Origin of the sequence: Prevotella multiformis DSM 16608, assembly GCF_000191065.1 — a bacterium.
GTDB lineage: Bacteria > Bacteroidota > Bacteroidia > Bacteroidales > Bacteroidaceae > Prevotella > Prevotella multiformis.
Genome location: NZ_GL872283.1, coordinates 1,051,209 through 1,066,486, shown reverse-complemented (window position 1 = coordinate 1,066,486; position 15,278 = coordinate 1,051,209). Strand labels below are relative to the sequence as shown.

16 protein-coding genes are annotated in these 15,278 nt (G+C 50.4%); 10 read left to right on the top strand and 6 right to left on the bottom strand.

Annotation, left to right across the window (positions count from 1 at the left end; genetic code table 11):
• The first annotated feature begins 260 nt into the window (after positions 1 to 260).
• Positions 261 to 779, top strand: coding sequence for a thioredoxin (gene trxA / locus HMPREF9141_RS09675; RefSeq protein ID WP_007368541.1), 519 nt, complete (start codon positions 261 to 263; stop codon positions 777 to 779).
• 19 nt (positions 780 to 798) lie between these two features.
• Positions 799 to 1,155, top strand: a complete 357-nt coding sequence (locus HMPREF9141_RS09670) for a MarR family transcriptional regulator (protein ID WP_040554794.1) — start codon at positions 799 to 801, stop codon at positions 1,153 to 1,155.
• A gap of 118 nt (positions 1,156 to 1,273) precedes the next feature.
• Here the strand turns inward: HMPREF9141_RS09670 and HMPREF9141_RS09665 are convergent, their stop codons facing one another.
• Genes HMPREF9141_RS09665 through HMPREF9141_RS09655 form a run of 3 tightly spaced genes read right to left on the bottom strand, consistent with a single transcriptional unit; the run spans position 1,274 to position 3,141 of the window.
• Positions 1,274 to 1,846 (bottom strand): UpxY family transcription antiterminator, encoded by a 573-nt coding sequence (locus HMPREF9141_RS09665; protein ID WP_007368539.1) that lies wholly within the window; start codon positions 1,844 to 1,846, stop codon positions 1,274 to 1,276.
• A 26-nt stretch (positions 1,847 to 1,872) separates the two neighbouring features.
• On the bottom strand, positions 1,873 to 2,448 hold the full coding sequence (locus tag HMPREF9141_RS09660; protein ID WP_007368538.1) for an anthranilate synthase component II: 576 nt from the start codon (positions 2,446 to 2,448) through the stop codon (positions 1,873 to 1,875).
• Positions 2,449 to 2,475: 27 nt separating this feature from the next.
• Positions 2,476 to 3,141 (bottom strand): phosphoribosylanthranilate isomerase, encoded by a 666-nt coding sequence (locus HMPREF9141_RS09655; RefSeq protein WP_007368537.1) that lies wholly within the window; start codon positions 3,139 to 3,141, stop codon positions 2,476 to 2,478.
• Between the two features lie 289 nt (positions 3,142 to 3,430).
• On the opposite strand from HMPREF9141_RS09655, the gene HMPREF9141_RS13920 reads away from it, so the two are divergent.
• From HMPREF9141_RS13920 to HMPREF9141_RS09630, 5 genes are all read left to right on the top strand, one after another.
• Positions 3,431 to 3,559 carry a hypothetical protein gene (locus HMPREF9141_RS13920; RefSeq protein WP_257009597.1) on the top strand — a complete coding sequence of 43 codons (129 nt, stop codon included), beginning with the start codon at positions 3,431 to 3,433 and terminating at the stop codon, positions 3,557 to 3,559.
• Between the two features lie 7 nt (positions 3,560 to 3,566).
• Entirely contained in the window at positions 3,567 to 4,223 is a 657-nt protein-coding gene (gene rpe / locus HMPREF9141_RS09645; RefSeq protein WP_040555040.1) for a ribulose-phosphate 3-epimerase, read from the top strand.
• Between the two features lie 555 nt (positions 4,224 to 4,778).
• Entirely contained in the window at positions 4,779 to 5,579 is an 801-nt protein-coding gene (locus HMPREF9141_RS09640; protein ID WP_007368533.1) for a sugar phosphate nucleotidyltransferase, read from the top strand.
• A 30-nt stretch (positions 5,580 to 5,609) separates the two neighbouring features.
• Positions 5,610 to 7,154 (top strand): glutamine-hydrolyzing GMP synthase, encoded by a 1,545-nt coding sequence (guaA, locus tag HMPREF9141_RS09635; RefSeq protein ID WP_007368532.1) that lies wholly within the window; start codon positions 5,610 to 5,612, stop codon positions 7,152 to 7,154.
• An 89-nt stretch (positions 7,155 to 7,243) separates the two neighbouring features.
• On the top strand, positions 7,244 to 7,465 hold the full coding sequence (locus HMPREF9141_RS09630) for a hypothetical protein (protein WP_007368531.1): 222 nt from the start codon (positions 7,244 to 7,246) through the stop codon (positions 7,463 to 7,465).
• A 28-nt stretch (positions 7,466 to 7,493) separates the two neighbouring features.
• Here the strand turns inward: HMPREF9141_RS09630 and HMPREF9141_RS09625 are convergent, their stop codons facing one another.
• Positions 7,494 to 8,375 carry a DMT family transporter gene (locus tag HMPREF9141_RS09625; RefSeq protein WP_007368530.1) on the bottom strand — a complete coding sequence of 294 codons (882 nt, stop codon included), beginning with the start codon at positions 8,373 to 8,375 and terminating at the stop codon, positions 7,494 to 7,496.
• Complete coding sequence (locus HMPREF9141_RS09620) at positions 8,356 to 9,279, bottom strand: DMT family transporter (RefSeq protein WP_007368529.1); 924 nt, start codon at positions 9,277 to 9,279, stop codon at positions 8,356 to 8,358. Before HMPREF9141_RS09620 ends, HMPREF9141_RS09625 begins: the two co-directional genes overlap by 20 nt.
• A gap of 1,114 nt (positions 9,280 to 10,393) precedes the next feature.
• On the opposite strand from HMPREF9141_RS09620, the gene HMPREF9141_RS09615 reads away from it, so the two are divergent.
• The 3 genes from HMPREF9141_RS09615 to HMPREF9141_RS09605 all read left to right on the top strand — a co-directional run bounded on the left by HMPREF9141_RS09615 (position 10,394) and on the right by HMPREF9141_RS09605 (position 13,885).
• Complete coding sequence (locus HMPREF9141_RS09615) at positions 10,394 to 11,389, top strand: 2-hydroxyacid dehydrogenase (protein ID WP_040554789.1); 996 nt, start codon at positions 10,394 to 10,396, stop codon at positions 11,387 to 11,389.
• A 262-nt stretch (positions 11,390 to 11,651) separates the two neighbouring features.
• Positions 11,652 to 12,236 (top strand): porin family protein, encoded by a 585-nt coding sequence (locus tag HMPREF9141_RS09610; RefSeq protein ID WP_007368527.1) that lies wholly within the window; start codon positions 11,652 to 11,654, stop codon positions 12,234 to 12,236.
• A 287-nt stretch (positions 12,237 to 12,523) separates the two neighbouring features.
• The gene (locus HMPREF9141_RS09605) at positions 12,524 to 13,885 is read left to right on the top strand and encodes an MATE family efflux transporter (RefSeq protein WP_040554787.1); all 1,362 of its coding nucleotides are present in this window, start codon (positions 12,524 to 12,526) and stop codon (positions 13,883 to 13,885) included.
• 120 nt (positions 13,886 to 14,005) lie between these two features.
• Here HMPREF9141_RS09605 and pncB read toward each other — a convergent pair whose 3' ends face one another.
• Positions 14,006 to 15,211 carry a nicotinate phosphoribosyltransferase gene (gene pncB, locus HMPREF9141_RS09600; protein WP_174256072.1) on the bottom strand — a complete coding sequence of 402 codons (1,206 nt, stop codon included), beginning with the start codon at positions 15,209 to 15,211 and terminating at the stop codon, positions 14,006 to 14,008.
• Between the last annotated feature and the right edge of the window lie 67 nt (positions 15,212 to 15,278).

Genomic DNA, 15,278 nt, shown 5'->3' with positions numbered 1-15,278 from the left:
ACTGACCCCTGTATTTCCGCTCATTTCCGTTCTATCGATGACGGGGAAATGTCCCGGACGGCAGAAAACCTTTCTTCTATTTTTCCTTGTAAGCCTTGTAAACAGTTTCGTTAATAACTGATAATTTTCCAATGGAAATTTGGCAGAGTAATATATAATGATTACTTTTGCACCGTTTTCCAATGGAAACAAATTTGAAAATACACCGTCGGATGGCCTACACGGCTCTGGCAAGTATGAACAGGAAAAAGTATGAATAAATGAAACGTACAGCAATCCTCGTGGCAGCCGTGATGGCATTCGCACTGACCGCCTGCACACAGAACAGCAGACCTGCCGCTTCGGACAAGCAGGCGGACGTGGCACAGCCCGCGGCACAGGCAGAAGTAAATAACCAAAAAGAAAGAAAGGGAAAAAAGATGAATGTACAAGAAATGACCGCAGCGATGTTCAAACAGAAGGTAATGGACTTTGAGAAGAACCCGGAGAAATGGGTCTTCAAGGGGGACAAGCCTGCCATCATCGACTTTTATGCAACATGGTGCGGCCCCTGCAAGGCTACGGCTCCCATCCTTGAGGAGGTCGCAGGCGAATATGCCGGCAAGATCGATGTCTATAAGGTTGACGTAGACAAGGAAGCTGAACTGGCCGGCCTCTTCGGCATCCGTTCCATACCGTCTCTGCTCTTCATCCCTCTGACAGGCGAGCCGACGATGAACACAGGGGCGATGAACAAACCGCAGTTTGAGCAGGCCATCAAGACGGTCCTGCTGAAGTAAGGCATTAGATTCGGTAAATATGGACAATCATTGCATGGGCAGGATTCGTGACATATTCCGTGCCATTACGGCGTTTGAGAGCAGTCTGCAGCAGCAGCTGGGATTGAATATCAATGAAATCATGCTGCTTTGCCTGCTCTCTGAACGCGAAGAACCGATGCTTGCCGGTGAGATTGCCGACGAGATGGGGTTGACGCGTTCGAATGCCTCCAAGGTGATTGCCGCATTGGAACGTGTCTCTCTGATCCGCCGCCGGGCCTGTTCGCAGGATGGGCGCTGCCAGCGTTTCCACATCACCAGACGCGGGATGGAGAAGCTGGACCGGCTTCATTGTGATTCCATTTGTGTGCCGGATGCACTGAGAGATATGGTGTAGGTGTGTTTCATGGTCGGCTTTATCTTAGTCTGGGCAGCAGCAGGTATAAATCGGACAGGGCGCAAGTGCCGTTCAGAATCAGCCTCAATCCAGCAGCAATACGGTGCGGACAGGGCGGTTATTTTCTGTCCTCTGCCGGGACGCAGCACCAGCGTGACACCTTGAGCATGACGCCTATGCCGGGGACTTCCTTCAGGAGGTAATACTTCTTGCTTGAGCGCACCAGCCGTCCGCTCAGACCTTTCAAGGGTCCGAACTTTACAAAGACTTCGGTTCCGGCTTTCATCCGTGCCTCCTCCGAAGAAAGAAACTTGCGCATGGTAATTTCCGGGTTGCACATCAGGCGGAACTCATACATCTGTTCATGGGGAATCAGGGCGTACTCCTGGGAATCCTTTGATTTCCGCAGCACGCTTATCTTGTAGTCGGCATCCTGGATGATTTTCCGGAACTGTCGCTCCCCGGCAGCCTGTTTGACGAAGATAAGATTGCGGACCACGGGGCGCAGTATCTCATGCGGTCTGCCGTTGGATCCTTCTACAACCACATACTGCTGCGGGACAAAACACTCCAGACCATTCTCTATGAAAAACGCTTTCACTTCCTCCTGCCGGATGGTAAAGAGTCTTACCGCATACCAGGAGGCTCCGTCATCGACGATTTCATCTATATGTTTTGCTGTCTCTGCCATTGCTCTGCAAAAATAATAAATATAGATTAAATATTTAGCCAGTTGGCCATGATTCTTTTTCCATCGGGGGTCAACACGCTCTCCGGATGGAACTGGATGCCGTGGATGTTGTAGGTTCTGTGGTGCAGAGCCATGACCAGTCCTTCGCAGCTTTCTGCCGTTATCTCCAAGCAGTCGGGCATGCTCTCACGTTCTACAATCCAGCTGTGGTATCTTCCCACAGGGAAGCGTTCCGGCAGACCGGCAAACAACGGCGTGTCGGCAAGCCGTTTCACAGCCGTGGAGACACCATGGAACACGTCAGGCAGGTTCGACAGTCTGGCACCGAAAACTTCGGCGATGGCCTGGTGTCCCAGGCATACGCCCAGGATGGGCCTTACTCCTGCATAATGCCGGATGACCTCCTCCAGCAGACCGGCCTCTGAGGGGATGCCCGGTCCCGGACTGAGGACGATGCGGTCGAATGCGGCCAATTCCTCGAGACGGAACCCGTCGTTGCGGACGACGGTCACGTCTGCTCCGATTTCCTTGATGAGATGGACCAGATTATAGGTAAAAGAGTCGTAATTGTCGACGACGACACATTTCGTTTCCATGGGCATTATTCACACGCTTGTCGTTCGGTCAGACTATCTCATCTTTTTGAGGAAATCCTCCAGCAGTGTTGTGTCTTTGAGCCCCGGTGCTGTCTCAAACGGCTCGTTCAGGTCAATGCCATAGAAACGAGGATGGGAGAAACACCTTATCTTCTCTGCCTCCTCCGTCCTGATGTTTCCACCCACAAGGAAAGGAGCATTTCCCCTGTAAGCCTCCAGCAATGCCCAGTCGCCCGCTCCATCCTGTAGATCGAAGAGGAAGTAGTCCACCACGCCGGCGAACCGTTCGCATTGCTCTATATCCTTGCGGCTACCTGCTGCAATGCGCTTCATGATCCGTATGCCCGCATGGATGTCCGGGTCGAGGGTACGGCGCAGGTTGTCTATCATCACTTCGTTCTCGTCTCCGTTGAGCTGGACGATGTCCAAGCCGAAGTTCACGACGCGTGTGACGATGTTCTGCGGCATGTCATCCGCAAAGACACCACAGAGCAACGCCTTTTTCTCCCGACCGGACAGATTGTGCTGAGACAGAGACGAAAGGCTGCTGTAGTCGGGTATGATGCCGGCACATGAGGGAATCTGGCTGACATACCGTCCGCTCTCCGGCCGGAAATCAAGTCCTATCCAGTCAACACCCGACTGCAATACGTCGTGAATATTCTGGGCATCACGCATGCCGCATACCTTTATAATCATAATACCGTAAGATGTTCTGTATGGTTTCAGGTTGCAAACTTACATAAAAATCTTGGATTATACACCGGTCAGCATGATAAAACGCCGTTTCCTTTCGGTGATGAACGGGTAACGGACGGATGGCGAACGAGTTGATCGGGCGGAAAATCCCATGCGTCTTCCTTTCATTACGGTGAGGGATAACAGCATCTGCCGGCATGAAAATATTCTGGGAGGACGATATAATAATCTCCGTATGCAAGCGTTTAAAGAACAGAATGACTCTCTATATTTAATATTCAACTGGCCTATGGTAAGATTATTTACTTCTGAAGAACTGAAGCCGTCCGAGAAGACGCTTCATATCATCCGGCAGATAGCCTACAGCTATCGTGTCATTAAAATCGACGGTAAAATGCGGTCTTTGTATCTGAACTGACAAAATGATGGAAACAATCGTATCTCCTTCCCTGCTCTCTGCCGACTTCCTCCATCTGGACAAGGAAATTGAGATGATCAACGAGAGCGAGGCCGACTGGCTCCACATGGATGTCATGGACGGTGTCTTCGTACCCAATATTTCGTTTGGATTCCCTGTGCTCAATGCGGTGGGAAAAGTCTGCAGGAAACCCATGGACGTGCATCTGATGATCGTGCATCCCGAGAACTACATCCAGCAGACAGCTGATGCAGGAGCCGCCATCATGAACGTACACTATGAGGCGTGCATCCACCTGCACCGTACACTTCAGGCTATCCGTGCTGCCGGCATGAAAGCCGGTGTGACTCTGAACCCGTCGACTCCAGTGAATGTCCTTGAGGACATCATCGGCGACATTGACATCGTTCAGCTCATGAGTGTGAATCCCGGCTTCGGCGGACAGAAATTTATTGAACACAGCATCAAGAAGGTGCAGCGGCTCCGCCAGCTGATTGCCCATGAGGGAAGCCATGCCCTCATCGAGGTAGACGGCGGTGTACAGGCAGAGACGGCACCGCGCCTTGTCGATGCCGGTGCTGACATTCTTGTCAGCGGCAGTTATGTGTTCAAGGCCGGTGACCCTAAGGCCGTCATTCATGCGCTGAAAAGCCTGCAGAGATAAACATGTCCGGACAGCGGCCTGAATTACAACAAATCAAGAAGGCACAACGACAGCCCCCTGCCAGTTGTGCCTTTTCGTAGCTGTCGACAGACAGCCCATTGTGTTTCTCCTGAACCTTGATCAGATTGACCTTAAAGTTACTGATAGCTTGATTTCCTCTGAAACAATCATTTGAATCTACCTAAAATAACTAAAACCTAATCTATTTACTACTAACCTAAATAAATTCTTTCTTTTACTCTCCGCAAAGTTACAAATTGGCGGGTGCCTGTACAAATCAGAACGGATAAATGTCTGCTGAGCATTTAGTTATTGACATAAATCAAGTATGCAAAGTCAAAATATACGTTCTCGTAGGTAAAAAATGTTGGAATGTAGATGAAACTCATGACCAGCAGACTGTAAGAAACCGTCTTGAAGTCCTCTGCTTGATGTAGGAACATTGGCAGATGGCAGACCTGGAGGAAGCCCATTCCGATTTATGATTTATGTCCTTCATTTCTTTTGCAGACTGAAATAAAAGCCGTAATTTTGCAGTCATAAAAAGAGAAGCTAATGCAGACAATGATTTTCGCAGCCGGGCTCGGTACCCGTCTGAAGCCGCTTACTGACACTATGCCCAAGGCATTGGTAAGGGTAGGGGGCATGCCGCTGCTTGCGTATGTCATCAGAAAGCTGACCAAGGCCGGGTGCAGCCGGATGGTTGTCAATGTACATCATTTTGCAGATCAGATAACAGACTACTTGGAGACACACGACTTCGGCGTGAAGATTCTTGTGTCTGACGAAACGGAGCGGCTCCTTGATACCGGCGGCGGTATCAAGCGAGCTGCTCCGCTTTTCGACAGGTATCAGCCTGTCCTAGTCCACAATGTCGATATATTGAGCAACGTGGATCTGGCCGGCTTCTACCGGCACGCCAGTATGTCAGAGGCCGATGTACTGCTGCTGGTCAGCCACCGTATTACCCAGCGTTACCTCATCTTTGACAAGAGGATGCGACTGGCAGGCTGGACGAACGTGGCTACCGGTGAGGTGAAGTCGCCTCATCAAGCGATACGCCGGCTGCACTTCGTGTCGCCGGAAGTCGGGACTTATTGTCAGAACAACTGTTTCCTCTGTGCCTTTTCGGGAATCCATGTGCTTTCGCCTTCCGCCGTACAGGCTGTAGAAGCGGAGCAGGATGATGTGTTCCCCATCATGGACTTCTACCTTTCCCATTGCGGCCGGATGGAGATACATGGCGAACTGAAGACTGATCTGCAGCTCGTGGACGTCGGCAAGCTGAACACTCTGCAGGCCGCCGAGGACTTTATCGTAAATTCAGGACATCAGGTCTCCAGGGCGGAGGACTGATATGCCCCTCTTTTAAAATATCATTATTCAATGCAACAGAAGATTATCATTTTGGATTTCGGCTCACAGACGACACAGCTCATCGGGCGGCGTGTGCGAGAGCTGGATACCTTCTGCGAGATTCTGCCTTACAACAAGTTTCCCAAGGACGACCCGTCGGTGATCGGCGTGATCCTGTCCGGATCGCCTTATTCCGTCCACGACCCGGAGGCTTTCAAGGTAGACCTCAGCCAGTTCATGGGAAAGATTCCGGTGCTCGGCATCTGCTACGGTGCCCAGTTCATTGCCTATTCGAATGGAGGCAAGGTGGAACAGACGGGCACCCGTGAATACGGGCGTGCCAATCTGGAGACCATCAACCTTGACAACCGCCTCTTCTCCGGCTTCGAGAAAGGTTCGCAGGTATGGATGAGTCATGGCGATACGATTACGGCGATCCCGTCAGATTACGAGATCATTGCCTCGACAGGTGATGTCAGGTATGCCGCCTTCGCCTCCAAGAAGCAGCCGGTATGGGCGGTACAGTTCCACCCCGAGGTGTATCACACCTTACAGGGCAGGCAGCTGCTGAAGAACTTCGTCGTTGACATCTGCGGAAGCAGACGGGAGTGGAGCGCGGCTTCTTTTGTGGAGAGCACCGTACAGGAAATCCGCAGGCAGGTGGGGGACGACCGTGTGATTCTCGGTCTTTCCGGAGGTGTCGACTCTTCCGTGTGTGCGGTATTGCTCAACAAGGCGATCGGCAAGAACCTGACCTGTATCTTCGTCGACCATGGCATGCTTCGCAAGAACGAATTTGCCAAAGTGATGGAAGCCTACAAGGGACTCGGACTGAACGTGATCGGCGTAGATGCTTCCGAGAAGTTCTTCAAGGACCTGGAGGGCGTGACGGAGCCGGAACAGAAGCGGAAGATTATCGGCCGTGATTTCGTCGAGGTGTTCAATGCAGAAGCCAAGAAGATAACGGACGCCAGGTGGCTGGCACAGGGCACCATCTATCCTGACCGCATAGAGAGCCTGAGCATCACGGGGATGATCATCAAGAGCCATCACAATGTCGGCGGACTTCCCGAGGAGATGCGCCTGCAGCTCTGTGAGCCGCTCCGATGGCTTTTCAAGGACGAGGTGCGCCGCGTAGGCTACCAGCTGGGGATGCCTGAACGGCTGATCAATCGCCATCCGTTCCCCGGACCGGGTCTTGCTGTCCGTATCCTGGGCGACATCACCCGTGAGAAAGTGCGGATCCTCCAGGATGCCGATGACATCTATATTGAAAAGATGCACAGCTATACGATGCCCGACGGGACAAGTCTCTACGACCATGTATGGCAGGCTGGCACGATTCTGCTCTCAACCGTCCGGTCTGTGGGAGTCATGGGGGATGAGCGTACGTATGAGCATCCGGTAGCCCTGCGTGCCGTCACATCGATGGATGCCATGACTGCCGACTGGGCGCATCTCCCTTACGATTTCATGGCTGATGTGTCCAATGAAATCATCCGCAAGGTGAAGGGGGTCAACCGGGTTTGCTATGACATCTCTTCAAAGCCGCCCTCGACTATCGAGTGGGAATAAGGACAGAACTGTATAAAAAGACAGGGGCGTACGCAGAACCGTGCGCCCCTGTCTTTTTCTGATACGCCCCGTGTGTGAACGGTTTTCCCATGCCTATACGCCTGACGGTACACTGCCGTCCAGCATCCACCCTCCGCATCAGGCTGCCACCGTCTCCTTACGATATATATCCTGTCGACTGGAACGTTCTCGTGCCGACGGCGAACACGGGGCGTTTCGAAGGACCGCACGGTTCCAATCTGTTGTTGGAGGTGGGACAGCTTATCGTGAAAGAAGAGGAATCTATTCAGTATCTGCCTGTACACAGTTGACCGTACAGGCAGATACATTCCGTCTGGCTCATTTGTTTGACACCGCCACGCCTAAGAGTATCAGCGCACTGCCGACATACGCAATGGCCGTCATAGGCTCGTTGAGGAAGAAGGCACTGGCGACGACAGTCGTAATGGGATTAAGATAAAGATAGTTAGATGAAGTCATCGCACCGATCTTTGCTATGACCAATGTCCAGAGGACAAAGCAGAGGAAAGAGGCGACGAGACCGAGAAAGAGCAGGTTCAGGACGACCTTCGGCGTCAGAAGCATGGCGGGTGTAGCCGTCCACGGATCGAAGAGGAATGCCGGCAATACGGTCACAAGCCCGTAGAAGAAGATTTTACGGGTGATGAAGACTGCGGAATAATCGTGCGAAATCTTCTTCATCAGCAGGGAATAGACCGCCCAGCACACCGATGCCAGCAAAGCCAGCAGGTCGCCCCACGGATTGAGGTGCAGGACGAAGCTGCCATTAAAGATGACGACAGCCACTCCCAGCAGCGCTGTCAGCGACCCGAGTATTAGCGACCAGCTTGCCTTGATGCTCTTCACGAAGGTGATTCCGAGGATTACGGTCATCAGAGGCGCAGTACAGACGATGAAGCTGACGTTGTTGACGAATGTGAGTCCCACGGCATAGTTTTCGGCAAGGAAGAAGACCGAACCGCCCGTGATGCCCAGCAGCACCATCAGCAGTTCGTCGCGCCAGGTCCGGGAAAACAAGTGACGCGGCGAGATGAACCATATACAGATGTAGGCGATGACGAAGCGGAGGAAGAAGATTTCCAAGGGTGTCAGCCCGCTGTTGTAGAGTACTTTCGTATTGACGAAGGTTGTTCCCCACACACCGACGATGACGGCGGCGAGGAGATGCCAGAGGAGGGGCTTATTCTTTGTGACGGGCATATTTCTGAAGTGGATTAGGGAGGGACTTTCCCTTGGTGATAAGAATCAGTACGGAGGTGATGATAAGCATGAAGCCGATGAAGATAGAGGTCGTGAGCGGTTCTCCCATGAGCGTAATGCCGATTGCCATGGCCGTCAACGGCTCGAAGGCACCGAGGATCGCCACGCTGGCAGAGTCGATCAGCGTGAGCGAACGTACCAGGGTCACATTGCTGACGGTGGTCGGAATCAGTCCCAGGAGTATGAGCGACAGGCACGATGCACCATCAGGAATCCGCTGTACGCCGCCTGTGGTAAACGAAGCGTACAGGACTAACAGCAGCATCGCCATGAAAAAGATGTAGAAGTTCAGTTTCAGTGCGGGAAGTTTACGGATACGCATGTGCGGGAAGATGACCATGTAGATGGCATACAGAAGTCCCGAAGACATGGCGAGGACTACCCCCCACAGCGACTTGATGCCATCCGTCTGTCCGATGCCTCCGAGAAAGAACACGCCGGCGATAGCCAGCAGGATAGCCAGAGTTATGCGAAGTGTTATCTTCTCATGGAAGAACAGGATGAGCAGGACTTCCGTCCATACGGGATAGGAGAACAACAGCGTCGTGGCGACACCGCCCGGCATGAACTCGTAGCTGCTGAACAGGCATACCGCCGACACGGCATACAGGATGGAAAGGAACATGATGCGCATTCCGTCGCCCCACCGGATGTGCAGGCTCTGCTTGCGCCAGAGCAGGATGGCCATCATGGAGAGACAGCCAAAGGCGAACCGATAAATCAGTACGGACGGCAGCAGCATCCCTGTTTCCATCACGGGTATGGAGAAAAGCGGAATCGTACCGAAAGTAATTGCGGACAGGCTGGCATAGCCATAGCCCTTTAGGGTGGATGAGTAATTCACGACCGATGTATGTTTGTTACACTTTGCAAGGGTGCAAAATTACACTTTTTTCCTTAATCTCGGTATGGAAAGGGTATATAAAATGACAGCAACCGAAATCAAAAGGTTCTTCCGTTAGATAGATAGATTGGAAAAAGAATAAAGGCTTATGCACTTGCAGGGTATGACTACCCAAAATCAGATGGGCTTGCAAAAGAGGATAAACTGAAATATAAAATACAGAAAAGACAAATAGATACGATGTCTGTCCATCAGCATGCTTTCCATCTTCTACAGACAACTTATTCCTTTACCGTCGTTGTTTGTAAACATTTTTGTGCAGTTCAAAGCTGACACATGCTCTTCTGGCCTCTAAAAGATGCCTGATTGACTTACAACAGGTGCTCTTTCAGCGTGTTATTAACGCCCTTTTGAAGTCCAATCAGGCACCTGTTAGAAATGACTTAATAACCAATTGATTGACTGCTGGTTACAAATCTGATTTTAGCACGGATTCTTTTTGTTCGCAGATGATTTGTTTAAAATTATGTAATGACTTTTCATAAACTTATCTGTCTTTCCAACGTATAGAAATGAGAAGGTCTTTGTATCGAAGGATGATAACAGAACAGGCAGTTGACAGCCTTGGCTATGTTTTTGCCGAATGAATCACTTCGGTTCTTCCGTTAAAGCTATACGAAAAGCATCCACGCATTTAGCGGAAGAACCAATCAAAAATAATATTGTGAGAAAACGGTCTCTTCAGGAAGGTCATGGTGCAGCTTATAATCCACTGCCCATAGAACAATATTTCGTATTTCAGGCAGCCCCTGTCACATCACTTTGCCTGATGAGCCGGTAATATGACAGTCCACAAGAACAATATTTGCAAATATTACAAATAATATGTACCTTTGCAGTGTCTTCATCAGAAGGGCGGATAACTTTAACTGCAACAATTGCCGAAGCACGGGAGGATTGCAGGAAGGTGTTCTGTCGATGGAGAAATCTGAAGAGAACGCAAAGGGCTTTCCTTCATCACCGGTTCCGGCATACCAATGTGGAATCATCTGGGATAGTCCATGTAAGAGAGAAATTCCCGGACACTTATAACAACTTAAAATTCAAAAGAAAGATGGCAGTAAGGATAGCTTTTTTCGATGCAAAGTCGTATGACATTGAGTCATTCAACAAAGTAAACGAAGATTATAATTTCGACATCCGCTATTATCAGGAGCGTCTCAGCCTCAGTACAGTCCCTTTGGCAAAAGGGGCTGACGTGGTGTGCATCTTCGTCAATGCTGAGTGTGACGCACGGGTGATAGACGAACTGGTAAAAGGCGGTGTGAAACTCATCGCACTCCGCTGTGCCGGTTTCAACAACGTAGACTTGAAGGCTGCTGCAGGACGCATTAAGGTGACGCGTGTTCCGGCTTACTCACCACACGCTGTGGCAGAATATGCCGTTGCCTTGATGCTGAGCCTGAACCGCAAGATCTACCGGGCGGTACACCGTACGCGTGACGGGAACTTCACACTGAACGGGCTGCTGGGTTTCGATATGTACGGCAAGACAGCCGGCGTAATCGGTATGGGACGCATCGCCAAGGAACTGATCAGAATCCTCCACGGATTCGGGATGAACATCATGGCCTACGACCTTTACCCTGACAAGGAATTTGCAGAACGGTATGGGGTAAAGATTGTCCAGCTCGACGAACTGTATGCGCACAGTGACATCATTTCGCTTCACTGTCCGCTGACACCCGACACCAAGTTCCTCATCAATCGGGAGAGCATCGCCAGGATGAAGAAGGGGGTAATGATCATCAATACAGGCCGCGGACAGCTCATCCATACCGAGGACCTCATCGAGGGACTCCGCACCAAGCAGGTGGGGTCGGCTGGTCTCGACGTATATGAGGAAGAGAAAGAATACTTCTACGAGGACAAGAGCGGAAAGATGATCGACGACGATGTACTGGCACGCCTGCTGATGGTACCGAACGTTGTCCTGACTTCTCATCAGGCTTTCTTCACCGAAGAGGCGCTTCATAACATCGCCGTTTCCACACTCAACAGTGTAAAGGAACTTGCAGAGGGAAAGGAACTGAGCTGCGAGGTGAAATAAAGTATCTCCCCTATATATAATAAGGTGGACATTGAAAGATTATCTTTCTCTGTCCACCTTTTCATTGAAATCAATCAGCAAAAACACAAGATAAATACAATTTAACACAAAACGCTTTGACATTACATCCGTTTCCACTATCTTTGCCCACGAAAGATATTTGATAATACATGATTCGGAAGACACCTGTACGTACAGAGTGCCACGAGATAGAAAGGACAACATATTGACAACATTTATACCTAATTAAAAACAAAGAGTTATGAAAAAAGTATTGGTAGTAGCCGCATTGATGTTTTCATCAGTCGCTACATTCGCACAGCATGCAGTAGGTTCTATCAACCTCCAGCCGAAGGTCGGTGTGAGCATCGCCAACCTTACTGACAACAACAGTTCTGATGCACGTGTAGGTCTCGTCGCTGGTGTCGAAGGGGAATACCAGGCAAGCGACATCTTCTCTGTCAGTGCAGGCGTACTCTATTCCATGCAGGGTGCTAAGTTTGACGCTTTTGGTGCTAAGTCCACAGAAAAGCTGGACTACATCAATGTACCTATCATGGCAAACGTCTATGTTATCAAAGGTCTCGCCGTGAAACTGGGTGTACAGCCGGGCTTCAAGGTTAATGACAAGCTTGATCTCAGGATGCCTGTTTTAGGAGGAGCTTTAGTCGATCTGAAGGCTAAGTCGGTGGATTTCTCTATCCCTGTAGGCATTTCTTACGAGTACAATAACTTCCAGGTAGATGCCCGTTACAACTGGGGACTGACAAAGGTGTTCGACGTAGACAAACTTGACCAGAAGAACAGCGTATTCCAAATTACTTTGGGTTACAAATTCGACCTGTAATTCATTTCCATTTGGGTTTCACTATCGGGGAGGGGACTTTTTTGTCTCCTCCTTTTTTATTGTGGGTAGGTCAAATGCCGATAGATGAGAGCAGATGAGGAGAGCAGCCCTTTTACCTCAGCAGGTGCATCTGCGTCTTTTCCGTGAAACAGTTCCCCCCTTCTGTAGGAACTTGTAGGGAGTGTGGGAGCAGCCTTGCGAAAAGCAAGCCATGAACTATGCATGGAAATACGCTTTTATTTCGTATCTTTGCAGTTCCGTTATCATTTATACAGAAACAGAAAGGTATGTCTTATCAATTTTCAAAATACGAAACGCACTATCGCAATCTCACTTATTTAGGCGTTCCCATCATCATCGGACAGTTGGGAAACCTCATTCTGAACTTTGCCGACACACTTATGATCGGGCATCACAGTACGGAAGAACTGGCGGCAGCGGCGTTTGTCAACAATATGTTCACGCTGGTCATTATCTTTGCCATCGGCTTCACCTATGCTGTCACGGCCCTTGTCGGCACGCTCTACGGACAGGAGAAGACCTATCGCATCGGCGAACTGATGAAGAGTGCTGTGGCAGCCAACACCTGTATGGCAGTATTCCTGTCAGTCATCATGACCGCCCTCTACCTGAACGTCCACCGGCTGGGACAGCCGGAGGAGCTGCTTCCGCTCATACGCCCTTACTTCCTCATCCAGCTTGTCTCCCTGCCGTTTGTCTGCTGGTTCAATACTTTTCGGCAGTTTACGGACGGAATTACCGATACGAAAGTAGCCATGTGGATACTTGTCAGCGGCAACGTGATGAACATCTTCGGCAACTGGATACTCATCTACGGTCATTTAGGCATACCGGAGATGGGATTGATCGGTGCTGGTCTGTCCACGATGATTTCACGGATTGTGATGGCAATCGTGATGGCCGGTGTCTTCTTCTTCGGCAGGAAATACAGGGAATACCGGAAAGGATGGCGACTGGGGCATACAAACCGCACGGATTTCCGGCAGATAACTGTCCTCGGTCTCCCTCTGGCATTGCAGATGGGGATGGAGGCTGCTGCCTTCAGCCTGTCGAGTCTGATGGTGGGATGGTTCGGTACGGTATCCCTGGCGGCACATCAGGTCATGCTTACCATCTCACAGCTGGGCTATATGATCTATTACGGTCTGGCAGCTGCCGTGGCGGTACGGATCAGCAACTTCATGGGGCAACGGGATTATATGGCCGTAAGACGGACGGCGACTGCCGGAATCCATCTGGTCTTCCTGCTTGCACTGTCTACATCCGTTCCGGTTTTCCTTTGCCGTCACATTATCGGCGGTCTGTTCACCGATAATGCCGATGTCATTTCAATGGTCTCCATGACGATTGTCCCATTTATGATCTATCAGTTCGGAGACGGTATGCAGTGCAACTATGCGAATGCCCTGCGCGGCATTGCTGTTGTGCGTCCGCTGACATGGATCGCCTTCATCGCTTTTTTTGTCGTGTCATTGCCTCTGGGCTATTTTTTCGGAGTCGTAATGGACTACCGGCTGCTGGGTGTCTGGTACGCCTTTCCCTTCGGGCTGACGACAGCCGGATTACTCTATTACGTTTACTACCAGAAAGGATTAAAGCGAATCGAAAGTTCAACGGAGAAACGATAGGTACGACCCAACCGGAAAGACGGTAATGAAAGTGTGTCACATATCCCATATGGACTTTTGACACAGCCTTATTACCGTCTTTCTGCAATTCGTCAGCATGCTCCTTTTGCGGTGCGGACTTTACTCCTTGTAATGTATGGCTTCCATAAACCTCTTGATGACCTCGGGCCTGCCCGTATGCTTCCCCTTATCCTCTGAAATCTTGCAGGTGTCGTTGTAGAAGGGCCACGACTCCGTGATTTTCACGGCAACCAGCTTGATGACGATGTTCATCGGCTTCACATGGGGGAAGTCGTTGGTGAAATGTGTACCGATGCCGAACGACGGCTTTACACGTCCCTCGGCATAATGCTGTATCTCGATTGCCCTGTCTGTGTCCAGTGCGTTTGAGAACAGTACCTGCTTGTCACGGGAATCAATGCCGAAGGACTTGTATTTGGCGATGATTTTCTCCAGCTGCTCGAAATTGTCTCCCGAGTCAATGCGGAGCCCTTTGAACTGATTGGCGAAGTCTTCCGAGAAGTTATAGGAGAAGATGTCCCAGCCGAACGAATCGTAGAGATAAGTCCCGAGTGCACCCCGATAGGTCTTCCGCCATGCCTCCATCGCCATGTAATTGGCCATCTGCGGACCGAACATACCGCCGATGGCACAGATGAACTCGTGTGCCATCGTGCCGACAGGCATCAGGTCGTACTTCATGGCAAGGTGGATATTGCTCGTTCCGACAAATCTGCCTTTCCACTCGCGGCTGTCATAGCAGTCTTTCATGGCACGGACGGCTGTATCCTCAGCGACCAGACTCGCCCGACGGCGTGTGCCGAAGTCGGAGAAGACGCAGCCAGCTTCAAGCAACCGCTCAGTTTTGTGATAGGTCTTGTCATAAAGTTCCTGGTAATCGAATCCCCGTGCCTGTTCGTTAAACATATAAAACAGCTCTGAAATGATGGCGAGTACCTTCACTTCAAGCAGTATCGTGTCTGCCCACAGCCCTTCAAACTCAACATGAAGATGCCCCTGGTCATTCTGCCACACCTTCACCCAGTCACGTGAAAAGCGGAAGCCGCGGAGGTAAGTCAAGAACCATTCGGGCAGATAATAACACTTCTGGCGAAGAAAACTTATCTCCTCATCGGTAATGACTACCGACTCCAGCAACTCTATCTGGTGTTCCACTTCACGAGCGAATCCATCAGGATAGACCATGTCATCACGGTCTACAAACTGGTAACGCACGTGCGCACGTGGGTAATTGTCAATGACGGCACAGCACATGGTCAGCTTGTAGAGGTCGTCGTCTGTGAAATGGTTAATGATCTGTCTCATTCTATTATTCTTGATTTCTGCTGCCAAAAGTATAAAAAAGATATGGAAAGACAAAGTGATTTGTAAG